Origin of the sequence: Streptomyces longisporus (genome assembly GCF_039532765.1) — a bacterium.
Lineage (GTDB): Bacteria > Actinomycetota > Actinomycetes > Streptomycetales > Streptomycetaceae > Streptomyces > Streptomyces longisporus.
In genome coordinates this window covers 137,856-159,226 of record NZ_BAAASG010000015.1, presented here as the reverse complement: position 1 = coordinate 159,226, position 21,371 = coordinate 137,856, and the positions used below count along the sequence as shown (strand labels likewise).

At 70.6% G+C, this 21,371-nt stretch carries 20 protein-coding genes; 12 read left to right on the top strand and 8 right to left on the bottom strand.

Features of this window, described 5'->3' with window-relative positions:
* Positions 1 to 39: 39 nt before the first annotated feature.
* Positions 40 to 1,581, bottom strand: coding sequence for an APC family permease (locus tag ABD355_RS31515; protein WP_344404240.1), 1,542 nt, complete (start codon positions 1,579 to 1,581; stop codon positions 40 to 42).
* 37 nt (positions 1,582 to 1,618) lie between these two features.
* Positions 1,619 to 2,563 (bottom strand): hypothetical protein, encoded by a 945-nt coding sequence (locus ABD355_RS31510; protein WP_344404239.1) that lies wholly within the window; start codon positions 2,561 to 2,563, stop codon positions 1,619 to 1,621.
* Positions 2,564 to 2,966: 403 nt separating this feature from the next.
* On the opposite strand from ABD355_RS31510, the gene ABD355_RS31505 reads away from it, so the two are divergent.
* From ABD355_RS31505 to ABD355_RS31490, 4 genes are all read left to right on the top strand, one after another.
* Positions 2,967 to 3,860: a DMT family transporter gene (locus ABD355_RS31505; protein ID WP_344404238.1), complete on the top strand. Its 894-nt coding sequence runs from the start codon at positions 2,967 to 2,969 to the stop codon at positions 3,858 to 3,860.
* Between the two features lie 23 nt (positions 3,861 to 3,883).
* Positions 3,884 to 4,417: an NUDIX hydrolase gene (locus ABD355_RS31500; RefSeq protein WP_344404237.1), complete on the top strand. Its 534-nt coding sequence runs from the start codon at positions 3,884 to 3,886 to the stop codon at positions 4,415 to 4,417.
* Between the two features lie 73 nt (positions 4,418 to 4,490).
* Positions 4,491 to 4,883 (top strand): YidH family protein, encoded by a 393-nt coding sequence (locus tag ABD355_RS31495; protein WP_344404236.1) that lies wholly within the window; start codon positions 4,491 to 4,493, stop codon positions 4,881 to 4,883.
* The gene (locus ABD355_RS31490) at positions 4,880 to 5,203 is read left to right on the top strand and encodes a DUF202 domain-containing protein (protein ID WP_344404235.1); all 324 of its coding nucleotides are present in this window, start codon (positions 4,880 to 4,882) and stop codon (positions 5,201 to 5,203) included. Before ABD355_RS31495 ends, ABD355_RS31490 begins: the two co-directional genes overlap by 4 nt.
* A 24-nt stretch (positions 5,204 to 5,227) precedes the next feature.
* Here the strand turns inward: ABD355_RS31490 and ABD355_RS31485 are convergent, their stop codons facing one another.
* On the bottom strand, positions 5,228 to 6,175 hold the full coding sequence (locus tag ABD355_RS31485; protein ID WP_344404234.1) for an NADP-dependent oxidoreductase: 948 nt from the start codon (positions 6,173 to 6,175) through the stop codon (positions 5,228 to 5,230).
* Between the two features lie 115 nt (positions 6,176 to 6,290).
* Here ABD355_RS31485 and ABD355_RS31480 point away from each other — a divergent pair, with 115 nt between their 5' ends.
* The 3 genes from ABD355_RS31480 (at position 6,291) to ABD355_RS31470 (ending at position 8,990) form a co-directional block, all read left to right on the top strand.
* Positions 6,291 to 6,587: a hypothetical protein gene (locus ABD355_RS31480; RefSeq protein WP_344404233.1), complete on the top strand. Its 297-nt coding sequence runs from the start codon at positions 6,291 to 6,293 to the stop codon at positions 6,585 to 6,587.
* A 159-nt stretch (positions 6,588 to 6,746) separates the two neighbouring features.
* On the top strand, positions 6,747 to 7,769 hold the full coding sequence (locus tag ABD355_RS31475) for a phosphotransferase family protein (RefSeq protein WP_344404232.1): 1,023 nt from the start codon (positions 6,747 to 6,749) through the stop codon (positions 7,767 to 7,769).
* A 6-nt stretch (positions 7,770 to 7,775) separates the two neighbouring features.
* Positions 7,776 to 8,990, top strand: a complete 1,215-nt coding sequence (locus ABD355_RS31470) for an acyl-CoA dehydrogenase (protein WP_344404231.1) — start codon at positions 7,776 to 7,778, stop codon at positions 8,988 to 8,990.
* A gap of 62 nt (positions 8,991 to 9,052) precedes the next feature.
* On the opposite strand, the gene ABD355_RS31465 is transcribed toward ABD355_RS31470, so the two are convergent.
* Genes ABD355_RS31465 through ABD355_RS31455 form a run of 3 tightly spaced genes read right to left on the bottom strand, consistent with a single transcriptional unit; the run spans position 9,053 to position 12,132 of the window.
* Positions 9,053 to 9,646, bottom strand: coding sequence for a TetR/AcrR family transcriptional regulator (locus ABD355_RS31465; protein ID WP_344404230.1), 594 nt, complete (start codon positions 9,644 to 9,646; stop codon positions 9,053 to 9,055).
* 48 nt (positions 9,647 to 9,694) lie between these two features.
* On the bottom strand, positions 9,695 to 11,362 hold the full coding sequence (locus ABD355_RS31460; protein ID WP_344404229.1) for a class I adenylate-forming enzyme family protein: 1,668 nt from the start codon (positions 11,360 to 11,362) through the stop codon (positions 9,695 to 9,697).
* Positions 11,359 to 12,132 carry an SDR family oxidoreductase gene (locus ABD355_RS31455; protein WP_344404228.1) on the bottom strand — a complete coding sequence of 258 codons (774 nt, stop codon included), beginning with the start codon at positions 12,130 to 12,132 and terminating at the stop codon, positions 11,359 to 11,361. The genes ABD355_RS31460 and ABD355_RS31455 overlap by 4 nt, the downstream gene beginning before the upstream one ends.
* Positions 12,133 to 12,317: 185 nt before the next feature.
* Here ABD355_RS31455 and ABD355_RS31450 point away from each other — a divergent pair, with 185 nt between their 5' ends.
* Together ABD355_RS31450 and ABD355_RS31445 are read left to right on the top strand one after the other, a co-directional pair.
* Positions 12,318 to 13,556 carry an exo-beta-N-acetylmuramidase NamZ family protein gene (locus ABD355_RS31450; protein WP_344404227.1) on the top strand — a complete coding sequence of 413 codons (1,239 nt, stop codon included), beginning with the start codon at positions 12,318 to 12,320 and terminating at the stop codon, positions 13,554 to 13,556.
* Positions 13,557 to 13,637: 81 nt separating this feature from the next.
* The gene (locus ABD355_RS31445) at positions 13,638 to 14,972 is read left to right on the top strand and encodes a serine-threonine protein kinase (RefSeq protein ID WP_344404226.1); all 1,335 of its coding nucleotides are present in this window, start codon (positions 13,638 to 13,640) and stop codon (positions 14,970 to 14,972) included.
* An 18-nt stretch (positions 14,973 to 14,990) separates the two neighbouring features.
* On the opposite strand, the gene ABD355_RS31440 is transcribed toward ABD355_RS31445, so the two are convergent.
* On the bottom strand, positions 14,991 to 17,771 hold the full coding sequence (locus ABD355_RS31440; RefSeq protein ID WP_344404224.1) for a penicillin acylase family protein: 2,781 nt from the start codon (positions 17,769 to 17,771) through the stop codon (positions 14,991 to 14,993).
* A 221-nt stretch (positions 17,772 to 17,992) separates the two neighbouring features.
* Here ABD355_RS31440 and ABD355_RS31435 point away from each other — a divergent pair, with 221 nt between their 5' ends.
* Together ABD355_RS31435 and ABD355_RS31430 are read left to right on the top strand one after the other, a co-directional pair.
* Positions 17,993 to 18,595, top strand: a complete 603-nt coding sequence (locus tag ABD355_RS31435; RefSeq protein WP_344404222.1) for a hypothetical protein — start codon at positions 17,993 to 17,995, stop codon at positions 18,593 to 18,595.
* A 113-nt stretch (positions 18,596 to 18,708) separates the two neighbouring features.
* Positions 18,709 to 19,446 (top strand): 3-keto-5-aminohexanoate cleavage protein, encoded by a 738-nt coding sequence (locus ABD355_RS31430; RefSeq protein WP_344404221.1) that lies wholly within the window; start codon positions 18,709 to 18,711, stop codon positions 19,444 to 19,446.
* On the opposite strand, the gene ABD355_RS31425 is transcribed toward ABD355_RS31430, so the two are convergent.
* A complete protein-coding gene (locus tag ABD355_RS31425; RefSeq protein WP_344404220.1) occupies positions 19,392 to 20,060 on the bottom strand; it encodes a hypothetical protein in 669 nt (222 codons plus the stop codon). The genes ABD355_RS31430 and ABD355_RS31425 overlap by 55 nt on opposite strands.
* 223 nt (positions 20,061 to 20,283) lie before the next feature.
* Between ABD355_RS31425 and ABD355_RS31420 the strand changes: the two genes are divergently transcribed.
* Positions 20,284 to 21,351 (top strand): RNA ligase (ATP), encoded by a 1,068-nt coding sequence (locus ABD355_RS31420; RefSeq protein ID WP_344404219.1) that lies wholly within the window; start codon positions 20,284 to 20,286, stop codon positions 21,349 to 21,351.
* Positions 21,352 to 21,371: the final 20 nt, after the last annotated feature.

Here is a 21,371-nt window from a genome sequence, read left to right as displayed (position 1 = left end):
CTTACGGGCTTCTCAGAAAGCCACCCCGTACGGGAGGCGTCACGACGCGTCCCGCGCCGCCTTGTCCAGCTGGAACGCCTCGTTGCCGAGCCCGATGCGGGCGTGCGCCTCGGGCGAGCGGGAGCGCAGCAGCAGGCCCTGGACCAGGCCGACGACCAGGGCCAGGCCGATGATGCCGGGCAGCGCCCAGCTCAGGGCCGAGTCCGGGCCGGCGCCGACCAGGACGTCGAAGTCCTTGACCGTGTAGCCGGCGATCACCAGCAGGGCGACGGCCGCAAGGGCGGAGGTGACCAGCCGCCAGGCCTGGGCGCCCGCCGCGCCGCGCCGGGCGAAGAAGACGATCACCGATACGGAGGCCGCCGCCATCAGCAGGATCACGCCGAGCGCGCCGATGTTGCCGAGCCAGGTGAACAGGTGCAGCACGGGTGCGGTCGGGTCGCCGGTCGGCTTGTCGTCGGCGACCGCGAAGGCGATCACGACGAGGGCGGAGACGACGGTCTGCAGCAGGGAGCCGGTGCCGGGCGCGCCGCTCGTGCCCGTCGTACGGCCGAAGGTGCGCGGCAGCAGTCCCTCGCGGCCCATGGCGAAGGCGTACCGGGCGACGACGTTGTGGAAGCTGAGCAGGGCGGCGAACATGCCGGTCACGAACAGCACGTGCAGGACGTCGGTGAAGGTGGAGCCGAGCCGGGACTCGGTGAGGGAGAACAGCAGTCCGGCGCTCTCCTTCTGCGCGGCGCCGACGATCGCGGAGGGGCCGGTGGCGACGGTGTACGCCCAGGAGCTGACCGCGAAGAAGACGGTGACGAAGCCGACCGCGAGCAGCATCACGCGCGGGACGAGGAGGTGCGGCCTGCTGGTCTCCTCCGCGTACACCGGTGCCTGCTCGAAGCCGGTGAAGGCCGCGATGCAGAAGCAGAGCGCCGTGCCGACCCCGGCGCCGGTGAGGGTGTCCGGGTTGAAGGCGTGCAGCGACAGGCCCTGCTTGGCCGGGTCGGCGATCGAGGCGACGTCGAAGATGACGACGAGGATCACCTCGACGACCAGCAGAACGCCCAGCACGCGCGCGTTGACGTCGATCTTCAGCCAGCCCAGCAGCCCGACGACGGCCACGGCCGCCAGCGCCGGTATCCACCACGCCACCTGGACGTCGGCATAGGTGGCGAACAGGTTGGAGACCTCGAAGCCGAAGATGCCGTAGATGCCGACCTGGAGCGCGCTGTAGGCGGCGACGGCGACGAGGGCCGCGCTCGCTCCGGCGGTGCCGCCCAGGCCGCGGGAGATGTAGGCGTAGAAGGCGCCCGCGTTGTGGACGTGCCGGCTCATCTCGGCGTAGCCGACGCTGAAGAGGACCAGGACCACGCCGAGGACGACGAAGAGCAGGGGCTGTCCGACGATGCCCATCACCGCGAATGTGGTGGGCATGACACCCGCGACCACCATGAGGGGGGCGGTCGCGGCGAGCACGGAGAGCAGCAGGCCGCCCGCGCCCAGGCGGTCGGCGCGCAGGGCGCGCTCCTGCCCCAGATAGGTGCTGATGCCGCCCGCGGCGGCTCTGCTCGCGTTGGAACTGCCCGTGGTCATGGAGGGACCGTCCTTCTGTCTGTCGGGGTCGGGAGTGTCAGGCCGTGCCGAGCGCGGTGGCGCGCGCGGCACGGAAGGCGGAGTGCGGATCGCGGTCCGGGTACGACCAGGGGGCGGGGGTGGCGTGCTCGCCGATGCGGTGGAACAGGGCGGCGGCCTCGGCGCCGCGGCCCTCGCAGACCTTGGCGTGGGCGAGGAAGTTGAGGTCGACCAGGCGGCGCGGGTGACCTTCGTGCTCCCATTCCAGCCACCAGTCGAAAGCGGCCTTCATGACCTGCCGGGCCCGGCGTCCGCTCCAGTGGCCGGAGGCGGCGGCGTCCGCGGGCTCGTGTCCGGCGGCGGCCAGTACGCGGTAGCGCTCGGCGTGGGCGACGACCGGGAGGATCGCGAGGGGGGAGTCGGCGGGGGCGTGCAGGGCGGACCGGTTGGCGAAGTCGTAGACCTCGTGCAGCGGGTCCTGGCCGGCGTCGGCGTGCCGCTCGGCGAGGCGGGCGACCATCAGGTGGTGGGCGTGGTGGTGGTCGGCGTACCGCCCGCGGATCTCGGCGAAGAGCCGCTCACAGTCCGGGCCCGGGCCGCGCTCCAGCATGAGCAGGCCGAGCCACGGGGTGGGGTCGGCGGGTACGAGCGCGGCGGCGTCCCGGCAGGCCTCGCGGGCGCGCTCCGGTTTCTCCTTGCCCCGTAAGGCACGCTGGACGAGGGCGAGCGCGAGCAGCACGGCGGCGTCGGCGGAGTCGGGCTCGGCCAGCAGCCAGTCCCGCGCCCAGGCGGCGCTGTACGGCTCCAGCGCGAGCACGGTGACCCGGTGCCCGCGCAGATCCCAGTCGTCCCCCGTCTGAACGAGCAACGACCGCGCGGCCTGCCACCGGCCCTGCGCCAACGCGGCCCGGGCGGCGACGAGTTCGGCGTCGTCGAGGGCCGCGTCGAGGGTCTGGGCCGCGCGCTTGCGGCCCCGGCCGAAGGGGGGCGGGGGTGGGGACACCGCGGGATCTTCCTCACGCGACGCGGCTCGACGTCTGGTATCGGTCCGGCCTGATGTCGGTTTGCCGTCAGCTGGTCACGCACAGCAAACCCGCCGCCAATGCTTTGCGTCAAGGGAGTGGCCACTGTTACACGCGTCAACTTCCGTTACCAGTGGGGTATTTGTGAGCAGGTCGGCGGGTTGCGTTCCGCCGCACCACACCATGTGTGGCGCACGCCATGGCGCGGCCCGCGACGGCACCCCACCATGGCGGGACGACGCGGCACCCCTCTTGATCGTCGGGGAGACGTGACCGAGTCGACGGCCCGATCCGGGCACTCCCAGGGGCAAGCCGGGCCCTGGGACGCTACAGTCACCCACTACGCACCCCGTGGCCCGGCCCATCTGACTCGAGGTACGCAGCGTGTCCCTTCTGGTTCTGATTCTCGCCGTGAGCGCTGCCTGCTGCCTGGGCTTCGGATTCGTGCTCCAGCAGAACGCGGCCCAGCGGGCACCCCTGAGTGACTTCCTCTCGCCGCGCCTGCTGCTCGACCTGATGCAGGTGCCGCGCTGGTTGGGCGGCATCGCGCTGATGGTGGCCGGCATGGTCCTCGGTGCGATCGCGCTGAGCCAGGGCGAGATCTCCCTGGTCGAACCGCTCCTCGCCACCAACCTCCTGTTCGCCCTGGCCCTCTCCCGCAAGCAGACCAGACAGCCACTGGGCCGCCAGGGCTGGACCGGCCTCGCCCTGCTCGCAGGCGGCGTCACCGCCTTCATCGTCGCGGGCGAGCCACGCGGCGGCACCGCGGTCGCCAACCCCTTCCGGCACTGGCTGATCATCGGCGCCATGATCGGCCTGGCTCTTCTGCTGACGACGTACGCGAAGCGTTCCCGGCTGAGCGCCGCCCCCGTCCTCCTCGCCCTCGCCGCCGGCCTCCTCTACGGCGTCCAGGACGCCCTCACCCGGGTCAGCGGCGAGCGTTTCACCCAGGGCGGCCTCACCGAGCTGGTGACGGGCTGGCAGCCGTACGGCGTGGCGGCGCTGGGGGTCGCCGGCCTGATCCTGGTCCAGAGCGCCTTCGAGACCGCGCCCCTGCGGATGTCGCTGCCCGCCCTCACCGCCGCCCAGCCGCTGGCCGGCATCCTGTGCGGAGTGGGGTTCCTGGGCGACCGGCTGCGCACCGACACGGGCGCCCTCGCCTGGGAGGCGGCGGGCCTCGCGGCGATCGTCGGAGGCATCGTCCTGCTCGGTCTGCACCCCTGCATGCCGAGCGGCACGACGAAGCCGGAGCGGGCCCAGGCCCTGCAGCGCAGCTGACGCCCTCCTGCTTGGATGGCGGCATGACGAGCCCCGCAGACGAAATCCTCGACATCGTCGACGAGAACGACCAGGTCATCGGCCAGTCCCCCCGCGGCGAGGCCTACGCCAAGGGCCTGCGCCACCGCTGCGTCTTCATCCAGGCCCGGGACGCCGAGGGCCGCCTCTTCGTCCACCGCCGCACCCCCACCAAGCTGGTCTTCCCCTCCCTCTACGACATGTGGGTCGGCGGAGTGGTCGGCGCGGGCGAGTCCTACGACGAGGCCGCACTGCGCGAGGCCGAGGAGGAACTCGGCGTCTCCGGCCTCCCGAGCCCACGCTTCCTCTTCAAGTTCCTGTACGACGACGGCGCAGGCCGGACCTGGTGGTCGGCGGTCTACGAGGTCCGCTGCGAGCTGCCGGTGAGCCCACAGGTCGAGGAGGTGGCCTGGCACGCCTTCCTGCCGGAGGCGGAGGTGCGGCAGCGGCTGAGCGAGTGGGAGTGGGTGCCGGACGGTTTGGCGGCGTATCAGCGGCTCGTTTCAGCCCGTCCGGCGTTTGAGGACGAGGCCCCTTGAGGGCCGAAGCGGGGGTCCGGGGGCGGCAGCCCCCAGCGGACGGCGCCGACGGAAGCTGGATAGAGTCGTAAGCGTGATCGAATTCGGACGGAACGTCCGGCTCTGGTTCGCCCCGGAACAGGTCCGGAGCGAGGGCGGAACGCCGGACTACCGCTTCTCGCTGGCGAACGAACGCACCTTCCTGGCCTGGCTGCGCACCGCCCTCGCCCTGATCGGCGGCGGCTTCGCGGTGGACCAGTTCCTGCCGGACCTGCGCTGGGCCTGGCGCGTGGGCCTGGCGCTGGCGCTGCTCGGCGCGGGCGTGCTGTGCTCGCTGCGCGCCGTCAACCACTGGATGCGCTGCGAGCGGGCCATGCGCCGCGGCGAGGATCTGCCGGTCTCCCGGTTCCCGGCGCTGCTGAGCATCGTCGTCGCCGTCGTGGCCGTGGCGATGGTCGTCGTCGTACTCGTCGGGTGGGAGGGATGAGCTCCGACGCGGGCCACGAGCGCGACCCCGGCCTCCAGCCGGAGCGGACCCGGCTCGCCTGGCGGCGGACCACGCTGGCGAGCACCGTGGCGGCCGTCCTCGCCACGAAGACCGCGCTGCACGGCAGCCTCTCCGCGGCCGGGATCATCGCCTGCGCCCTGTGCTGCGTCCTCTGGCTGGGCTTCCTCTTCGTCGCCCACCGCCGCATCAGCGCCCTGGCATCGTCCGACAGCCCCCGGGCCCTGGCCCCGCGGCACGCCACCGCGGCGGTCCTGTGCACGGTGGCCCTGGCGGCGTGCGGGGCGGCCCTGGTCCTCTGACCAGGTCTTTCGCATCGGAGTGCGCTAACCGGCCGGTTCCACGTCCCACTCCACCGTCACCACGAGCTTCCCCCGCGTCCGCCCCTCCTGGTTGAGCCGGTGGGCGTCCGCCGCGCGCTCCAGCGGGAATGTCTCCGACACATGCACGGACACCGCCCCTTCCTCCACCAGTTCGGTCAGCCGCAGCAGGTCCTCGGCGTCCGGGCGCGCCCAGCAGTGGCGGCCGCCGTAGTCGACGACGTCGCCGTCGGCGATCGACGCGAGGCGCCCCTCGGGGGCCAGCAGATTGGCCGAAACCTTGAGGGTCTCGCCGCCGACGGTGTCGAACACGGCGTCCACGCCCTCGGGTACCAGCCCGCGCACCCGCTCGCCCAGCCCTTCGCCGTACTCCACGGGCTCGCCGCCAAGACTGCGGACGAAGTCGTGGTTGTGCTCGCTCGCCGTACCGATCACGCGGGCGCCGAGATGCCGGGCGAGCTGCACGGCGATGGACCCGACACCACCCGCCGCCGCGTGCACCAGGACGGTCTCGCCGCGTTTGACCTGGAGCGCCTTGACGAGCACCTGGTAGGCGGTGAGGCCCGCGAGGGGCAGCCCGGCCGCCTCCTCGAAGGAGAGGTTGCGCGGTTTGCGGGCGAGGGTGCGCACGGGAGCGGCGACGTACTCGGCGAAGGTGCCGCGCGACAGGAAGTCCTCCCGGACATACCCGATGACCTCGTCCCCGGCGGTGAACTCCGTGACGGACACGCCCGGTTGGACCACGACACCGGAGACGTCCCAGCCGGGCACCACCGGGAAGACGGCATCGAGCATTCCGTCGAGGCGGCCCTCGCGGCACTTCCAGTCGACGGGGTTGACGGCGGCCGCACGGACCTTGACGAGGACCGCGTCGGGGCCGATCTTCGGGTCGGGCAGCTCGCCGTACTCGAGCACCTCGGGTCCGCCGTACCGTGCGTAGCTGATGGCCTTCATGGGCTCGACCCTCCGGTGTACGCGAACGCCACGCAAGCCGAATGGTCCGATATGCGCCGTTCGCGTGGCACCCTGTCCGACGTCATCACCACCACTCCCCCGAAGGCGAACCCCCATGACCACCCTTCACCTGGAACACGCGTCCCACACCCACGCCCACGGCCCCGACTGCGGACACACACAGGTGCCGCACGGGGATCACGTCGACTACGCCCACGACGGACATCTGCACCGCGAGCACGGCGGCCACTGGGACGAGTGCGAGCCCGACGGGCACGCACCGCACGAGGACCACGAGCACCGGCACGGCGAGGGCTGCGGACACGAAAGCGTCCTGCACGGCGACCACGTCGACTATCTGCACGACGGCCATCGGCACGCCCCGCACGAAGGCCACTGGGACGACCACTGAAACCGGCCGGAACCGGTCGGCCGACAGCTCCCCGCGCCACCGCGCCGGGAGCTGTCGGCCTATCGTGGCTCAGATCACGTTCGGCGCACACACTGGACGACATACCGACCGGTCGGCATCATGGTGGGGAACCTTTCTGACGCTTCTGAAGGAGCACCGATGAGCCCCGACCACCCGCCAGGTCTCGATCTCGACCGGCTGCGCGGCCTGCTCGACCAGGAGCGGCCCGGCCTGGTGCACGGCCCCCTGACCGGCCGGCTGATCGAGGGCGGACGGTCGAACCTCACCTATGCGGTCTCGGACGGCACCTCGAAGTGGGTCGTACGCCGGCCCCCGCTCGGCCATGTCCTGGCCACCGCGCACGACATGAAGCGCGAGCACCGGGTGATCAGCGCCCTGCACCCGACGAACGTACCGGTCCCGCGCCCCGTGCTCCTGTGCGAGGACGAGCAGGTGCTCGGGTCGCCTTTCTACGTCATGGAGTTCGTGGAGGGCACCCCGTACCGCACGGCCGACCAGCTCGCCCCGCTCGGCCCGGACCGCACCCGGCGCGCGGTGCTGTCCCTGGTGGACACGCTCGTCGAGCTGCACGCGGTGGAGCCCGCCGAGGTGGGCCTCGCCGACTTCGGCCGCCCCGAGGGCTTCCTGGACCGGCAGCTGCGCCGCTGGGGCAAGCAGCTGGACGCCTCCCGCAACCGCGAGCTGGCCGGCATCGACGAGCTGCACGCCTCGCTGGGCCGGCAGCTGCCCACCTCCCCCGCACCGGCCGTGGTCCACGGTGACTACCGGCTCGACAACGTGCTCATCGGTGAGGACGACCGCATCAAGGCGATCCTCGACTGGGAGATGTCCACGCTCGGCGACCCGCTCACCGACCTGGGCCTGCTGGTGATGTACAGCATGCCGCTGGGCATGCCCGACTCCCCGGTCTCCACGACCGCCGAGGCTCCCGGCCATCCCTCCCCCGCCGAGCTGATCGAGCGATACGCGGCCCGCTCGGGACGGGACGTCTCCTCGGTCTCCTGGTACACGGCGTTCGCCTGGTTCAAGCTCGCCGTGATCCTCGAGGGCATCCACTACCGCTACACGCTGGGCCAGACGGTCGGCCGCGGCTTCGACCGCATCGGCGACCTGGTGCCCGTGTTCATCGAGCACGGCCTGACCACTCTTCAGGAAGGCTGACAGACCATGGACTTCGCGTTCGACGCGCGCACCGAGGAACTGCGCGCCAAGCTGCTCGCCTTCATGGACGAGTACGTCTACCCGGCCGAGGTGGTGGCGGAGGAGCAGCGGGCCGCGCTGGCCTCCCCCTGGGACACCCCGGCGGTGGTCGAGGAGCTGAAGGCGGAGGCGCGCAGGCAGGGCCTGTGGAACCTCTTCCTGCCGGACGCCGAGCACGGCGCCGGTCTGACCAACCTCCAGTACGCGCCGCTGGCCGAGATCACCGGCCGCAGCCCGCAGTTGGCGCCGACGGCCACGAACTGCGCGGCTCCCGACACCGGCAACATGGAGGTGCTCGCGCAGTTCGGCGACGAGCAGCAGAAGAAGCAGTGGCTGGAGCCGCTGCTGGCGGGCGAGATCCGCTCGGCGTTCGCGATGACCGAGCCGGAGGTGGCCTCGTCCGACGCCACCAACATCACCACGCACATCGAGCGGGACGGCGACGACTACGTCATCACGGGCCGCAAGTGGTACATCTCCGGGGCGATGAACCCGGACTGCAAGATCTTCATCGTGATGGGCAAGACGAACCCGGACGGCGCGGACATCCGCCGCCAGCAGTCCATGGTCCTGGTCCCCCGCGACACCCCGGGCGTCACCGTCAAGCGGGCGATGCAGGTCTTCGGCTACGAGGACCACTACCACGGCGGCCACGCCGAGGTGATCTTCGACCACGCGCGCGTGCCGGTGACCAACCTGATCGGCGAGGAGGGCGGCGGCTTCGCCATCGCCCAGGCCCGCCTGGGCCCCGGCCGTATCCACCACTGCATGCGACTGATCGGCATGGCGGAGCGGGCGATCGAGCTGATGTGCCGCCGGGCGGTGTCCCGTACGGCCTTCGGCAAGGCGCTGGCCCAGCAGGGCGTGGTCCACAACTGGATCGCCGACGCGCGCGTGACCGTCGAGCAGCTGCGACTGCTGGTGCTGAAGACGGCCTGGCTGATGGACACCGTGGGCAACAGGGGGGCCCACGCGGAGATCCAGGCCATCAAGATCGCCACACCCCGCGCGGTCGTCGACGTCATCGACCGGGCGATCCAGCTGCACGGCGCGGGCGGAGTCAGCCAGGACTTCCCGCTGGCCGAGCTGTACGCCGGAGCCCGGACGCTGATGATCGCTGACGGCCCCGACGAGGTGCACCAGCGCTCGCTGGCGCGCCGGGAGCTGAAGAAGTACCTGTGACACCAGGTAGGTAAGGGGCGGCCGCAACAGCGGCCGCCCCTTACGCATGTTCGTTCCACGGGCTACGGGCGCAGCGCCCGCAGCAGCAGGTCGGCCAGATGGTCGGCGACCTCCTGCGGGCTCATCGGCCCGTCCGGGCGGTACCACGTCGACAGGTGGTGCACCGAGCCGAAGTGGTAGTCCACCACCAGGTCGGCAGGCGTCGCCTTCGAGAAGACACCCGCCTGCTGCCCCTCCTCCACCAGCGCCCGGAAGCGCTCGTGGTACTTCCGCCGCTCGGCGCGCACCTGCTTGTTCTTCTCCGGGCTCAGGTGGTGCATCGACCGGAAGAAGATCATCGCGTCGTCGAGGTTCTCGATCGTCGTGACGACGACATCGGCCGCCGCGCCCCGCAGGCGCTTCTCGATCGGCTCGTCCGCGTCCGCGAACGCATCGAGGCGCTCCTGCTGGAGCCGCAGCACGCGCGAGTACACCTCGTGCAGAAGGTCGTCCTTGGAGCCGAAGTAGTGGTACAGCGCCCCCTTGGTGACGCCGGCCGCCTCGACGATCTCCTGCACGGAGGTGCGGTCGTAGCCCTGCTCGGCGAAGAGCCGAGTGGCGGCGGCCAACAGCCGCTGCGGGACGGGAGTACCGTCACCGTCCGTCGTTCTGGGCACTGTGCCGCCACCTGCCTTCCAAGCTCTCTGCCTGCGTCTGTTCGCTGTTTATTCGCTGTCCTGCGGCCGGGAACGAAGCTCCCGACGGAGGATCTTCCCACTCGCCGTCTTCGGCAAGTCGGGCAGGATCTCCACCTGCCGCGGGTACTTGTAGGCGGCCAGTCTCTCCTTGCAGTACATCGCGAGTTCACCCGGGTCCGTGTCGGCGCCCGGACGCAGGCTGATGTACGCCTTGACGGTCTCGCCACGATATCCGTCGGGCACCCCGACGACCGCCGCCTCACGGACCGCGGGATGCGTGTACAGGACGTCCTCGACCTCGCGCGGCCACACCTTGAAACCGGACGCGTTGATCATGTCCTTCTTGCGGTCGACGACGTACAGCCAGCCCTGCTCGTCCATGAAGCCGATGTCGCCGGTGCGCAGCTCACCGTCCGGGAAGGTCTCGGCGGTCGCCTCCGGCCGCCGCCAGTAGCCGGGCACGACCTGCGGCCCGCGGACGACGATCTCGCCCTGCTCGCCGAAGGGCACCTCCTTGCCCTGGTCGTCGACGATGCGTACGACGGTGTCCGGACCCGGCAGGCCCACGGCCAGCGTGCCGGAGGCCGGGTCGACGGGCGCCTCGAGTCCCGGCGGGACGGAGGCGCAGGGCGCGGTGCACTCGGTCAGCCCGTAGCCGTTGCGGATGTACGGCCCGAAGCCCGCCCGGAACTTCTCCACCAGGGCGGGCGGCACGGGCGCACCGCCACTGGAGATGTTCACGAACGACGAGAAGTGGTCCCGGGTGGCGTCCGGGTGGGCGCCCAGCGCCATGAAGGCGGTCGACGGGCCGACCGTGTAGTGCGGCCGGTGTTCGGCGAACGCCTCCAGCACGACACCCGGCTCGAAGCGGTACGTCAGCACGAGCGTGCCCGCGCTGTTCAGACAGGCGCCGAGCTGGCAGACCATCCCGGTGATGTGGAACAGGGGCGCCAGCGCGTAGTACACGGGTGCGTCGGGCAGGGCGAGCCCCGTGCGCTGCCGCTCGGCGTTGTACATGATGTTGCCGTGCGTGTTGGTGGCGCCCTTGGGAGTGCCGCTGGTGCCCGAGGTGTAGCTGATCAACGCGATGTCGGACGGCCTGAGCCGGCGGCCCTCGGGCGCCTCGTACCCGGCGCGGGCCACGGTCGTCAGGTCGGCGGCGTCCGCGGCCTGCGGCAGCCGCTCGAAGCCGAGCACCCGCGCGTCGCCACGCGTCTGGAAGTCCAGCTCGCAGGCGGTCAGCACGATCTGCACGGGCGAGTCGGCGGCCGTGTCCCGCAGATACGTCTCCCAGGCGCGGTCGGAGCAGATCAGCGCCGTGACCTCGCCGTCCCGCAGGACGTGCCCGACCTCCCCCGACTTGTACATGGGGTTGACGGGCACGACGATAGCCCCCGCCTTCCAGGCGCCCAGCAGCGCCAGCACGAAGAGCGGGGAGTTCTGCAGCAGGATCGCCACCCGGTCGCCGCGCTCCAGGCCGCGGGCGGCCAGATGCCCGGCGACCGAGTCGCTCAGCTCGTCGACCTCGCGGTAGCTCAGCCGCCCGTCGAAGTAGGTGAGGAAGGTGCGGTCCGGGGCCGCGGCGACGGACCGGCGCAGCGCGTGGACCAGGGAGTCGGCGGGTTCCACGGGGCCGCGCTGGGCCTCGTTCAGCAGGGCCACCCAGGGCCGGGCGGCGTAACGGGAGTCGGTCACCGTGCCTCCTCCCACTTCTGCTGCAGGTGGTTCATGTTCGTCAGCCAGCGGTCGGGGTGGGTGGCCCTGGCCTGGTAGTACTGGGCGACCTCGGGGTGCGGCAGGATCAGGAACCGGTCCTCCTCGATCCCCTTGAACAGGGCGTCGGCGACGTCTGCCGGCTCGATCGCGGTGGGCTGCAGCACCAGGTCGCCCGCGGTGCCGGTGGCGGCCAGCATGTCGGTGCGCACTCCCTGCGGACAGATGGCATGCACCTTGAGCCCCCGGTGCCGGTACGTGAGCGACAGCCACTCGGCGAAGGCGTAGGCACCGTGCTTGGTGACGCTGTACGAAGGCGCCCCGATCATGGTCAGCAGCCCGGCTGCGGACACGGTGGACACGAAACGACCGCCACCCCGCTCCAGCCACTCGGGAAGCAGCTCATGGGCGGCCCGGACATGAGCCATCAGATTGACGTCCCAGGACACGGCCCAGGCCTTCTCGTCGAGCGGCTCCCCCGGGCCCGCGTCCTCGAAGGCGACACCGGCGTTGGCGCAGTAGACGTCGATGCTCCCCCCGAGCGCGTCCCGGGCATCACCGACGATCCCGGAGGCATCACCGGGCACGGCAATACCGCCGATCTCGTCGGCCACCGCCTTGGCCCGCTCGCCATCCAGGTCATTCACGACGACCCGGGCCCCTTCGGCGGCGAACCGCCGGGCCAGCGCGGCCCCGATCCCACCCCCGGCCCCCGTGACAACCACACCAGCACCCTGAACGGCTTCCACCATCGGTCTCCTTCGACTGCGGCTCTGCTGTCCGCCAGACTAACCGGTCGGTATGTAACTGGAAAGGGTTGACCGCACCCCCTCAGGGACGCGGGCTGAATCGATGTGCGGCTCCGCCGCGTGGGCGCGAGCAAACACAAACCAGCCGCACCTTCCCCACAGCCTGCGGCAGCAATACCGTGCACCCCATGCGCCTATCCAGACGAGCCCTGCTCGCAGCGACGACGGCAGCAACATCCTTCTCCGCGGCACCGTCGGCCACCGCAGCCACCCCGCAAAAAAGACTCCGCACCGGCTTCGAACGCCTCTCCGCCGAAGGCTACGCACTCCTCGACGGCGACCGAGTCGGAATCGTCACCAACCCCACCGGGGTGACCCGAGACGTCCACCACATCGTCGACGTGATGCACGCCGACGACAAAGTGAACCTGGTGGCCGTCTTCGGCCCCGAACACGGCTTCCGCGGCACCGCCCAGGCAGGCGGCTCCGAGGGCCGCTACGACGACCCCGCCACCGGCCTCCCCGTCTACGACACATACCTCAAGAGCGGCCGCCCCCTCGCCGACGTCTTCACGGCGTCCGGCGTCGACACCGTCGTCTTCGACATCCAGGACGTCGGCGCCCGCTTCTACACGTACATCTGGACGCTGTACGACTGCATGGAGGCCGCCCAGCTCGCCGGCAAACGCTTCGTCGTCCTCGACCGGCCCAACCCGGTGACAGGCCGCGCGGCCCAGGGCCCGGTCCTGCACAAGGAGTTCGCGACCTTCGTCGGACGGCAGCCGATCTCCCAGGCGCACGGCATGACGGTCGCCGAGCTGGCCCACCTGTTCAACGAGGAGTTCCTGACCACCCCCGTGCCCCTGCAGACCGTCCTGATGACGGGATGGAAACGCTCGGAGTTCTACGACGCCTGGTCGCTGCCCTGGGTGCCGCCGAGCCCGAACATGCCGACGCCCGACACGGCGCTCGTGTACTCGGGGACGTGCCTGTTCGAGGGCACCAACCTGTCGGAGGGCCGCGGCACCACCCGCCCCTTCGAGCTGCTCGGCGCGGAGGGCATCGACGGAAGGTGGGCAGCCGCGGCGAACGAACTCGGGCTGCCCGGCGTCCACTTCCGGGAGGCCTACTTCGCGCCGACCTTCTCCAAGTTCCAGGGCAGGACCATCGGCGGCGTACAGATCCACGTACACGACCGGGCCGCGTACGACCCGGTCCGTACCGGGATCGCGCTGCTGGTGACCGCCAAGAAGGTGTGGAGCGGCTTCGGCTGGCGCTCGGACGACTGGATCGACAAGCTCACGGGCTCCACGAGCGTGCGTACGGCGATCGACGCGGGCGCGAGCACCGACGAGGTGGTGGCGGGCTGGCAGGAGGAACTGGAGGCGTTCCGGCGGATTCGAAAGGAATACCTCCTCTACAAGTGAGTCGGGACGTATGGCCATCCTCGGCCGGTAGCAGGACGATGCGCCCACATCGCACCGCTCCGGGGGACGAGGGGGCCTGTCATGGCACAGCCGGCAATGAGTGTGACTCCTTACTGGGAGCTGACCTTCGACGCGGACGGGGACGTCGACGGGCAGGAGCGGGACCGGCTGCTCGCCGAGGTCGCGAAGGGCGGAGTCCGTGACCTGATCGTCTTCGCACACGGCTGGAACAACGACCGTTCGGGCGCGACCGCCCTCTACAGCAGTTTCTTCGCGCCGATCCCGGAGCTCGCGGCCCAGGCGAAGATCGGGTACGTGGGCGTCATCTGGCCGTCGATGCGGTTCTGCGACGAGCCGATCCCCGACTTCCCGAGGTCCGTGGTGGCCATGGAGGCGGAGGCGTCCCCGGCGCCCGCGCTGGACAAGGACACCCGGCACGCGCTGCTGGAGACGTTCCCCGGGCGGGCCACCGTGATCGACCAGATCGCACGGATGCTGGACCAGCGGCCCGAGAACGAACTGGAGGAGTTCGGACGGCTGGTCCGGCTGCTGGTGGAGCTCGTACCGGGCGGTCCGCAGCCGCTGTTCGCGGCGGACACCCTCGCGGAGGGTGTCCCGCAGAGCGAGCCGGTGCTGTTCACCGAGGACACGGCGACGCTCTGCGACGAGTTCGCGCAGGCACTGGCCGACGTACGCTCCGGTGGCGACCCGGAGGGCTTCTCGTTGCCGAACCCCTGGGACGGCGCGAAGGAACTGCTGCGGCAGGCGACGTACTACGCGATGAAGCGGCGCGCGGGCACGGTCGGCGAGCGCGGGCTCGGCCCTCTCGTCGGGCAGCTCGCCGCCTCCGCTCCCGGCGTGCGTGTGCACCTCGTGGGGCACAGCTTCGGCGGCCGGCTGGTGTCGTTCGCGCTGCGCGGGCTGCCCGAGGGTGTGCACACGGTGAAGTCGGTGACGCTGCTGCAAGGGGCGTTCTCGCACTACGCGTTCGCGGCGCGGCTGCCGTACGACGCGCATGCGGGGGGTGTGCTGCAGGGCCAGCAGAACCGTGTCGACGGCCCTCTGGTGTGCTGCTACTCCCATTTCGACTCGGCGCTCGGCGCGATCTACCCGCTCGCCTCGCGCATGGCGGACGACGCACAGGGCGTCGTCGAGGGGGCCGCCGAGGGCTTCGGCATCGGGGATTTGCTGGGCGCCAAGTGGGGCGCGATGGGGCACGACGGTGTGCAGGCGGTGCCGGGCACGCGCGCGTACACGCTCGCGGAGGCCCTCACGAGCACCCTTCCGACCTCGGGTTGCGTCAACATCGACGCGGCGGCCGTGGTGAAGAACGGCGGGCCGCCCGCCGGCGCACACAGCGACATCGTGCACCGGGAGCTGGCCCAGGTGGTGCTGGCGGCGGGCCGCATCCGCTGACCCGCCGCCGCTGGTCCGTCACCGGTGCGAGGTGTACTCCACCACCTGCTGGAAGGTGGGCCGGTTCTGCCAGCTGATGTTGTAGTGCTTGATGCCGCCGAGCGTCCGCTGGACGATCGAGTCGGCGCACCACTGGTCGCCCGCCGAGCACAGGGAGTCGCCGGGGTAGACGGTCGACGCGGACGTGCCCGCCGCCGTCTTCAGGGTGCTGATCAGGATGTCCCGGCAGGAACTGAGGCTGCCGCCGCCGCAGTACTTCTCCGCCAGCGGCCCCTGCACCGTCTCACCGAGCACCGCCCGGATGTCCTTGTCGACGTAGCTCCACCAGCCGTACTGGAAGGAGCTGCCGGCGTGTGAGCCGGTCGGTCCGTGTGCGGCCGACGGGGACTCGTCGACGGGCAGGTTGTTGCTGAAGGCGGTGTACAGATCGCTGCCGAGGCCCGGTTGGAACTCGGCCTTCACCAGCAGCGGCCACCAGGCGTCCAGGATGCGGATCGCGTCGGCGTCGGCGTAGGTCTTCGAACCCGCCGAGGTCTCCGTGCGCTTGGCGCCCGCGGTCACCCAGGCCTGCAGCTTGCCGACCGCGGCCGCGGCCGTGGAGTCGGTCACCGTGCTGCTGTTGATGACCTTGAGCAGCTTCGGCAGCACGTCCTCGGCCCGGAGGTCCTCCAATGCGGCGTCCGCCATGGCCCGCACCAGCTTGGTACGGGTCACCCCGCCGGCCGCGACGAGCTTCTTCACCCGGTCCTCCAGCAGGTTGCCGCGGTGCACGGACCCGTCGCCCCAGGGCGCGGTCGTGTAGTCCTTGGCCTGCTTGTTGTTCCAGGAGATGTAGTAGTCCTGGTCGATGGAGTTGGGGTGCGCGGAGGCCGGCGTGTAGTCGGCGGTGTTGGTCGTCGGATCCCAGTTCTTCCACTCGTACGCCGCCTGCCCCCACACCGGGAACTCGGCGTCGACGCCGCTCGCCCGCACCGGGTTGTTGCCGCTGTTGTAGTACGCGGTGTGCTGGGAGTCGGCGTAGAACCAGTTGAAGGTGTAGTTGATGTGCTGCGCCGCGCTCTGGAAGTCCTGCGGGCCCTTGACGTAGTCGGGGTCGTTCAGCATCTGGAAGCCGATGATCGAGTCGGCCTCGTGCATGTAGGACGAGCGCAGGGTGGTGTAGGCGACCTTCTTGCCGCCGACGGTGGCCCGGTACTCGACCGGCCCGTACTTGGTCTTCCAGACTCTCATCGTGTACGACCCCGCCGCCGTGCCGTCGGCCGTGGTCGGCTTCCAGGAGTTGGTCTGCTCGACCTTGTCCATGGCCGTGCAGGTGCCGTGGTACAGGTAGTGGTAGTCGTCCTGGCACAGTTCGACGGCGTAGGTGTCGATGATGTCCTGGCCGGAGGTGGTCGCGCTCCAGGAGTAGTCCTGACCGCGGCCGAGTTCGACGTACATGCTCAAGCCGGCGAAGGAGGCGCCGCGGGCGCTGATGCCCGGGCCCTGGATCTCCTGGAGCATGAGCAGTTGGGGGGCGAAGTAGCCGGTCTGCGGGCCGAAGACGGCGATCGGATGCCCGCTGGCGGTGTACTTGCCGCTCACCACCAGGGCGTTGGACATGCCGCGCCTCGCCGAGCTGAGGGCCGTCGCCGTCGCCGTCCTGGAGGCGGCGGTGGCGCTCTGGCTCGCCCCGGTGCCGGTGGCGTCGTAGACCAGCGGTTCGGTCGTCACCGAGCCGGCGTCGGGCAGCGCCTCGCCCTGGGCGGTGTCGGGCCTGGTGGCGTACGGGAAGCTCTCGCCGTTGTGGACGGTGAGCACGGCCTCGGGGTCGTTGCGCTCCCGGAAGGACTCCCAGACCTTGGTGCCCTCCGTCACGCCGTACTTGGACTGGGCGGCCAGGAGTGAGATCGCGTTGTTGACCTCGCCGCCACCGCCGGCGCCGAACAGGGAGCCGACGACGGAGCCGAGCGCCACCAGGTCGGTGATCTTGAAGTGGTCGATGGTGCCGGCGTTGGTGATCGAGTCCTTGTGCCCGGTGAGGACGTACTCGCCGGGGAAGTAGCGGCCCGAGTCGGAGGCGTCGATGTAGGCGTTGATGCCGGCCAGGTAGGCGTTGGCGTCGGCGAGGGCCTGCTGGCCGCGGGCGCCGTTGTTGGCGACGGCGTTGTCGATCTGGGCCTGCAGATCGGCCTCGGAGTAGGGGGCGTTGCGGTAGAACTCCTGCTCTAGGCCCTGGTTGGAGGCCGCGCCGCCCGCGAACGACGTCAGCTGGCCGCGTCCCACGTGCCGGAAGACGTCCATCAGCCACAGCCGGTCCTCAGCCGCGGCATACCCGGCGCCGAACTCCGTGCCGTATCTGGTGGTACCGGTGATGTGCGGAATGCCCGCCTTCTTGTCGCGGACGATCGTCACGTCGGTGCGGCCCGCAGGCTTCTCGGTGGAGGCGACTTGATCGGAGGAGACCCCGAACGACGCGTCGTTGAAGAAGGTGTTGATCGTCGAGTCGGTGAGCGAGGAGTACCCCTTGGCCAGGTTTGCGTACGGGCCGAGCTGGTCCTCCGCATGGTCGGGCTGGGTGCCGAACGCCTGGTTGAGGAGGATCTGCGCGAGGGTCGCGTTGCCGTTCTCACCCGGCGGCAGGATGTCGGAACACTGGCCGCCGCAGTAGTCGTTCGAGGCGGCGGCCGCCGCCGTCGCCTGGGTGAGCGGGGACAAAAGACCAGCAACCAGGACGCATATGGATGCGGTCTTCAGGAACCCGGCGAGTCTGCCGGGAGTTCTCAGTCTGACTGGGGCGCTACGAGAGGTACGCCAGGGCATGGCAGCTCCTACCGACGGGGGTGAGCCGGGACGTTACCGCCGGTATCCCCGGGAGTGAAGATGAACATGCGTCAAGTTTTGGAGTGGGCGGGACGGCTTATGGAGGGCATCGGAAATCGGATGGAGCCGAATCGCTTGTCGATACGTCTATTCGGCGACGTCCGTACGACGACGCCGAAGTGACCGAAGTACAGGTGCAGGTGTGACGGAGGTGCAGGGCGATGGCCGGTTTTCGGAGTCTGGCGAGACAGGTCCGCGACCCGCGGTGCGATCTGGCACTGCGGCGCTACTCACTGCGCAAGTGCCTTGAGAGGTTTGCTCCTTACGGGCACAGGGCGACCTGGGACCATTTGTGCTCCCGGGCAGGGTTCGGTCCCGAGGATCGCTCTCCCGACCCGGCGCGGCTCGTGGCCGCACTGGAGGAGTTGGAGGAAGCGCGCTCGGTCTGGCTGGCCTACGAGGTCGAGTTCGCCGAGCGGCGCAAGAAGGAGAAGCACGACGGGCTGCGCCGGCCGGGCACGGTGGACGACTGGCATCGGCTCACCTGGGGCGGTTTCGGTGTCGCCTGGTGCGACGACCCGAGGGTGCACCCCCGCGAACCGCTTGCGGAGGTGCTGCGCCGGCTGATCTCCGGCCTGGAGCGCGAGCCGGGCTCCGGTTGCCCGGTGTGCGGCGCGGAGCGCCTGATCTGGAAGTACGACCTGGACCACGAACCGTCTGCGGGTCCGGTCTGCACTCACTGTGGAATTCTCGTGCCAAGGCCCGTACTCAGCCCCGAGGCCCTGGCGGACGCAAGGCGCGGAAGGCTGCTGGTGTCGGCCTAGCAAGGCGGGGGTGCGCCGGGGATGCCGCACCCCCTGTATGTCCCTCTTTGTCGGCTTGTTCTCTTTGTCAGTGGTGGCTCCTCGTTGTCGGTGGTGGCTGGCACCATCGAGACATGATGCAGGTGTGTCTCAACGGGCCCCGCGGGACCGCCGACGGTGCGATGGTGCCGCTGACTCCAAAAGCGATGGCCGAGTCCGCGGCGCAAGCAGTCGCGGCCGGGGCCACGGACGTCCATGTCCACCCCAAGACACCCTGCGGGCGCGACTCGTTGTCGCCCCGCGTGATCGGCCCGGTGCTCGAGGCGATACGGGCGCGCGTGTCGGTCCCGGTCGGTGTCACCACGGGCGTCTGGGCGGAACCGGATCCTGCGGCACGGCTGGAGAGGGTCCGGAGCTGGGCCACGCTCTCCGAACTTCCCGACCACGCCTCGGTCAACTGGCATGAGGAGGGAGCCGAGGAGATCGCCGGCGTGCTGCTCGACCTGGGCGTGGAGGTCGAGGCCGGTATCTGGTCCGGGACGGACGCGGCGATACGGTTCGCGGCCTCACCGCTGGCCCCGAGAGTGCTCCGCGTACTCGCCGAGGTGACGGACGCCTCGCCGGACACCGCGGAGGAGTCCGCGCGTGCGCTGCTGACCGGCCTGGGCCCGGCGCCCGGCCGCCCCGTGCTGCTGCACGGCGAGGACGGCGGGGCCTGGCCGGTGCTGCGGCTGGCGGGCCGGCTCGGGCTCGCGACCCGGGTGGGCCTGGAGGACACCTTGTTCCTGCCGGACGGGGAACGGGCCTTGTCCAACGCTCAGTTGGTCGCCGAAGCACTGGCCCAGTACGGGTGTGCCCAACGCTCGTCATAGGGCAGGGCGAGGAGCTCGGCACGGACCGCCAGGTCGGGCTCACCCTGGGCCCGTAGACGGACGGCGCCGGGACCGGCCAGCCAACTGCGCAGATCGGCGAGGCCGGCGTCCTCGCTGTCGTCCTGCCACCAGGAGAAGGGGGAGCGGTCGGACAGCAGGTCGTAGAGCCAGCCGTCGGTGCAGTGGACGAGGTGTGCGTCGGCGGCGGGGCTGCGGCCCCAGCCGTCCAGGAACGGGGTCACGGTTCTGGCGATCGTGGCGCAGGTGTCGAAGATCTCGTCGATGCCGTAGGGCGGATCGGGCCGGGTGAGGGCGTCCTGCCACCAGGCGTGCAGGAACGCCTCGATCGCGGCGGCCTGCTCGGCGGGCCAGGAGCGCCAGTCCACCCGGCTCAGCCCATGGGCGCCGCAGCCGATCGCGTCGAGGGAGCCGTCGGCCATCGCACGTGCGGCCTGCGGAAGCAGGCGCCGCATGGCGGCCGGATGGTCGTCGAAGTGGTCTGGTACCTCGAAGAGGTAGTACTGCACCACGTCCAGCGGTATCCGCACATGCGGCGTGCGCAGATATGCGGTCTCCTCGGGCACGTGGCAGAAGCCGCAGCCGGTCTCGTCCAAGCTGGCGAAGCCGTCGAAGACGGTGTCGATGTCCGCGAGGGCGGCGTCAAGTGCTGCTGAAAATATGGGAGTTGATCCCGTCAGGACTCCGTGCGCGACATCTCGGCCAGCCGAAGATCGTGACGTTACCAGCCGCTAATCCACTCGCTCCACTCCTTTCCCGTCCGGACAGTTGGGAGGTGATGAAACCGAGCTGAGCGACCCCAGGAAACCGAGGAGTCCCATGTCGACGCTGCGCGTCACCGCCGAAGTGCTGACCGTCCACGAGCATCCGAACGCCGATGCGCTCGAACTGGCCCAGGTGGGCCTGTACCGGGCCGTCGTCGCCAAGGGCGCGTACCGCACCGGCGACGTCGCCGTGTACATCCCCGAGCAGTCCGTCCTGCCCACCGGGCTGATCGAGGAGCTGGGGCTGACCGGGCGGCTGGCGGGGAGCAACTCGGACCGGGTCAAGGCGGTACGGCTGCGCGGTGAGCTGTCGCAGGGCATCGTGTGCCGGCCGAAGGCGCTGGCCGGCGTCGACCTGGCACGGGCGGCGCTGGACGGGACGGACTTCGCTCAGCGGCTCGGCATCACCAAGTGGGTGCCGCCGATCCCGCCCACGATGGACGGCGAGGTCGAGTCCGCGCCGGAACTGCTGCCCTGGGTCGACATCGAGAACATCCAGCGGTTTCCGGACATCTTCACACCGGGCGAGGCTGTGGTCCTGACCGAGAAGCTGCACGGCTCGGCCTGCCTGCTGACCTATCTCGCGGACGAGGAGCGCGTGCACGTCTCCTCCAAGGGCTTCGGCGCCAAGTCCTTGGCCCTGAAGCAGGATCCGCGCAACCTGTACTGGCGGGCCGTGCACGGCCACGGCGTCGCCGAGGTCGCCGCCCGGCTCGCGGAACGGCTGGGGGCGCGCCGGGTCGGGATCTTCGGCGAGGTGTACGGCGCGGGGGTCCAGGACCTGACGTACGGCGCGGACGGGCGGCGCGAGAGCCTCGGGTACGCCGTGTTCGACGTCTCCGCGGAGATCGACGGAGCGGTGCGGTGGCTGGACGCGGCCGAACTGCTGGGCGGCGAGCTGCCGTTGGTGCCGCGGCTGTACGAGGGGGCGTACGACATCGAGCGGGTGCTGGAGGTTGCCGACGGGCGGGAGACCGTGTCGGGGCGGGGGCTGCATCTGCGGGAGGGGGTCGTGATCCGGCCTGCGGTGGAGCGGTACAGCCCCGTGACCGGGGGGCGGGCGATCGCGAAAGCGGTGAGCCCGGCGTATCTGACGCGGAAGGGCGGGACCGAGTACGAGTGAGCGGGGGGCCGGTGCAGGCC

Bases quoted from the DNA above. Each gene is read 5' to 3' on its own strand.
- ABD355_RS31515 (WP_344404240.1), bottom strand. From the start codon at position 1,581: ATGACCACGGGCAGTTCCAACGCGAGCAGAGCCGCCGCGGGCGGCATC.
- ABD355_RS31500 (WP_344404237.1), top strand. From the start codon at position 3,884: ATGACGAGCCCCGCAGACGAAATCCTCGACATCGTCGACGAGAACGAC.
- ABD355_RS31490 (WP_344404235.1), top strand. From the start codon at position 4,880: ATGAGCTCCGACGCGGGCCACGAGCGCGACCCCGGCCTCCAGCCGGAG.
- ABD355_RS31485 (WP_344404234.1), bottom strand. From the start codon at position 6,175: ATGAAGGCCATCAGCTACGCACGGTACGGCGGACCCGAGGTGCTCGAG.
- ABD355_RS31480 (WP_344404233.1), top strand. From the start codon at position 6,291: ATGACCACCCTTCACCTGGAACACGCGTCCCACACCCACGCCCACGGC.
- ABD355_RS31475 (WP_344404232.1), top strand. From the start codon at position 6,747: ATGAGCCCCGACCACCCGCCAGGTCTCGATCTCGACCGGCTGCGCGGC.
- ABD355_RS31470 (WP_344404231.1), top strand. From the start codon at position 7,776: ATGGACTTCGCGTTCGACGCGCGCACCGAGGAACTGCGCGCCAAGCTG.
- ABD355_RS31455 (WP_344404228.1), bottom strand. From the start codon at position 12,132: ATGGTGGAAGCCGTTCAGGGTGCTGGTGTGGTTGTCACGGGGGCCGGG.
- ABD355_RS31450 (WP_344404227.1), top strand. From the start codon at position 12,318: ATGCGCCTATCCAGACGAGCCCTGCTCGCAGCGACGACGGCAGCAACA.
- ABD355_RS31445 (WP_344404226.1), top strand. From the start codon at position 13,638: ATGGCACAGCCGGCAATGAGTGTGACTCCTTACTGGGAGCTGACCTTC.
- ABD355_RS31440 (WP_344404224.1), bottom strand. From the start codon at position 17,771: ATGCCCTGGCGTACCTCTCGTAGCGCCCCAGTCAGACTGAGAACTCCC.
- ABD355_RS31435 (WP_344404222.1), top strand. From the start codon at position 17,993: ATGGCCGGTTTTCGGAGTCTGGCGAGACAGGTCCGCGACCCGCGGTGC.
- ABD355_RS31430 (WP_344404221.1), top strand. From the start codon at position 18,709: ATGATGCAGGTGTGTCTCAACGGGCCCCGCGGGACCGCCGACGGTGCG.
- ABD355_RS31420 (WP_344404219.1), top strand. From the start codon at position 20,284: ATGTCGACGCTGCGCGTCACCGCCGAAGTGCTGACCGTCCACGAGCAT.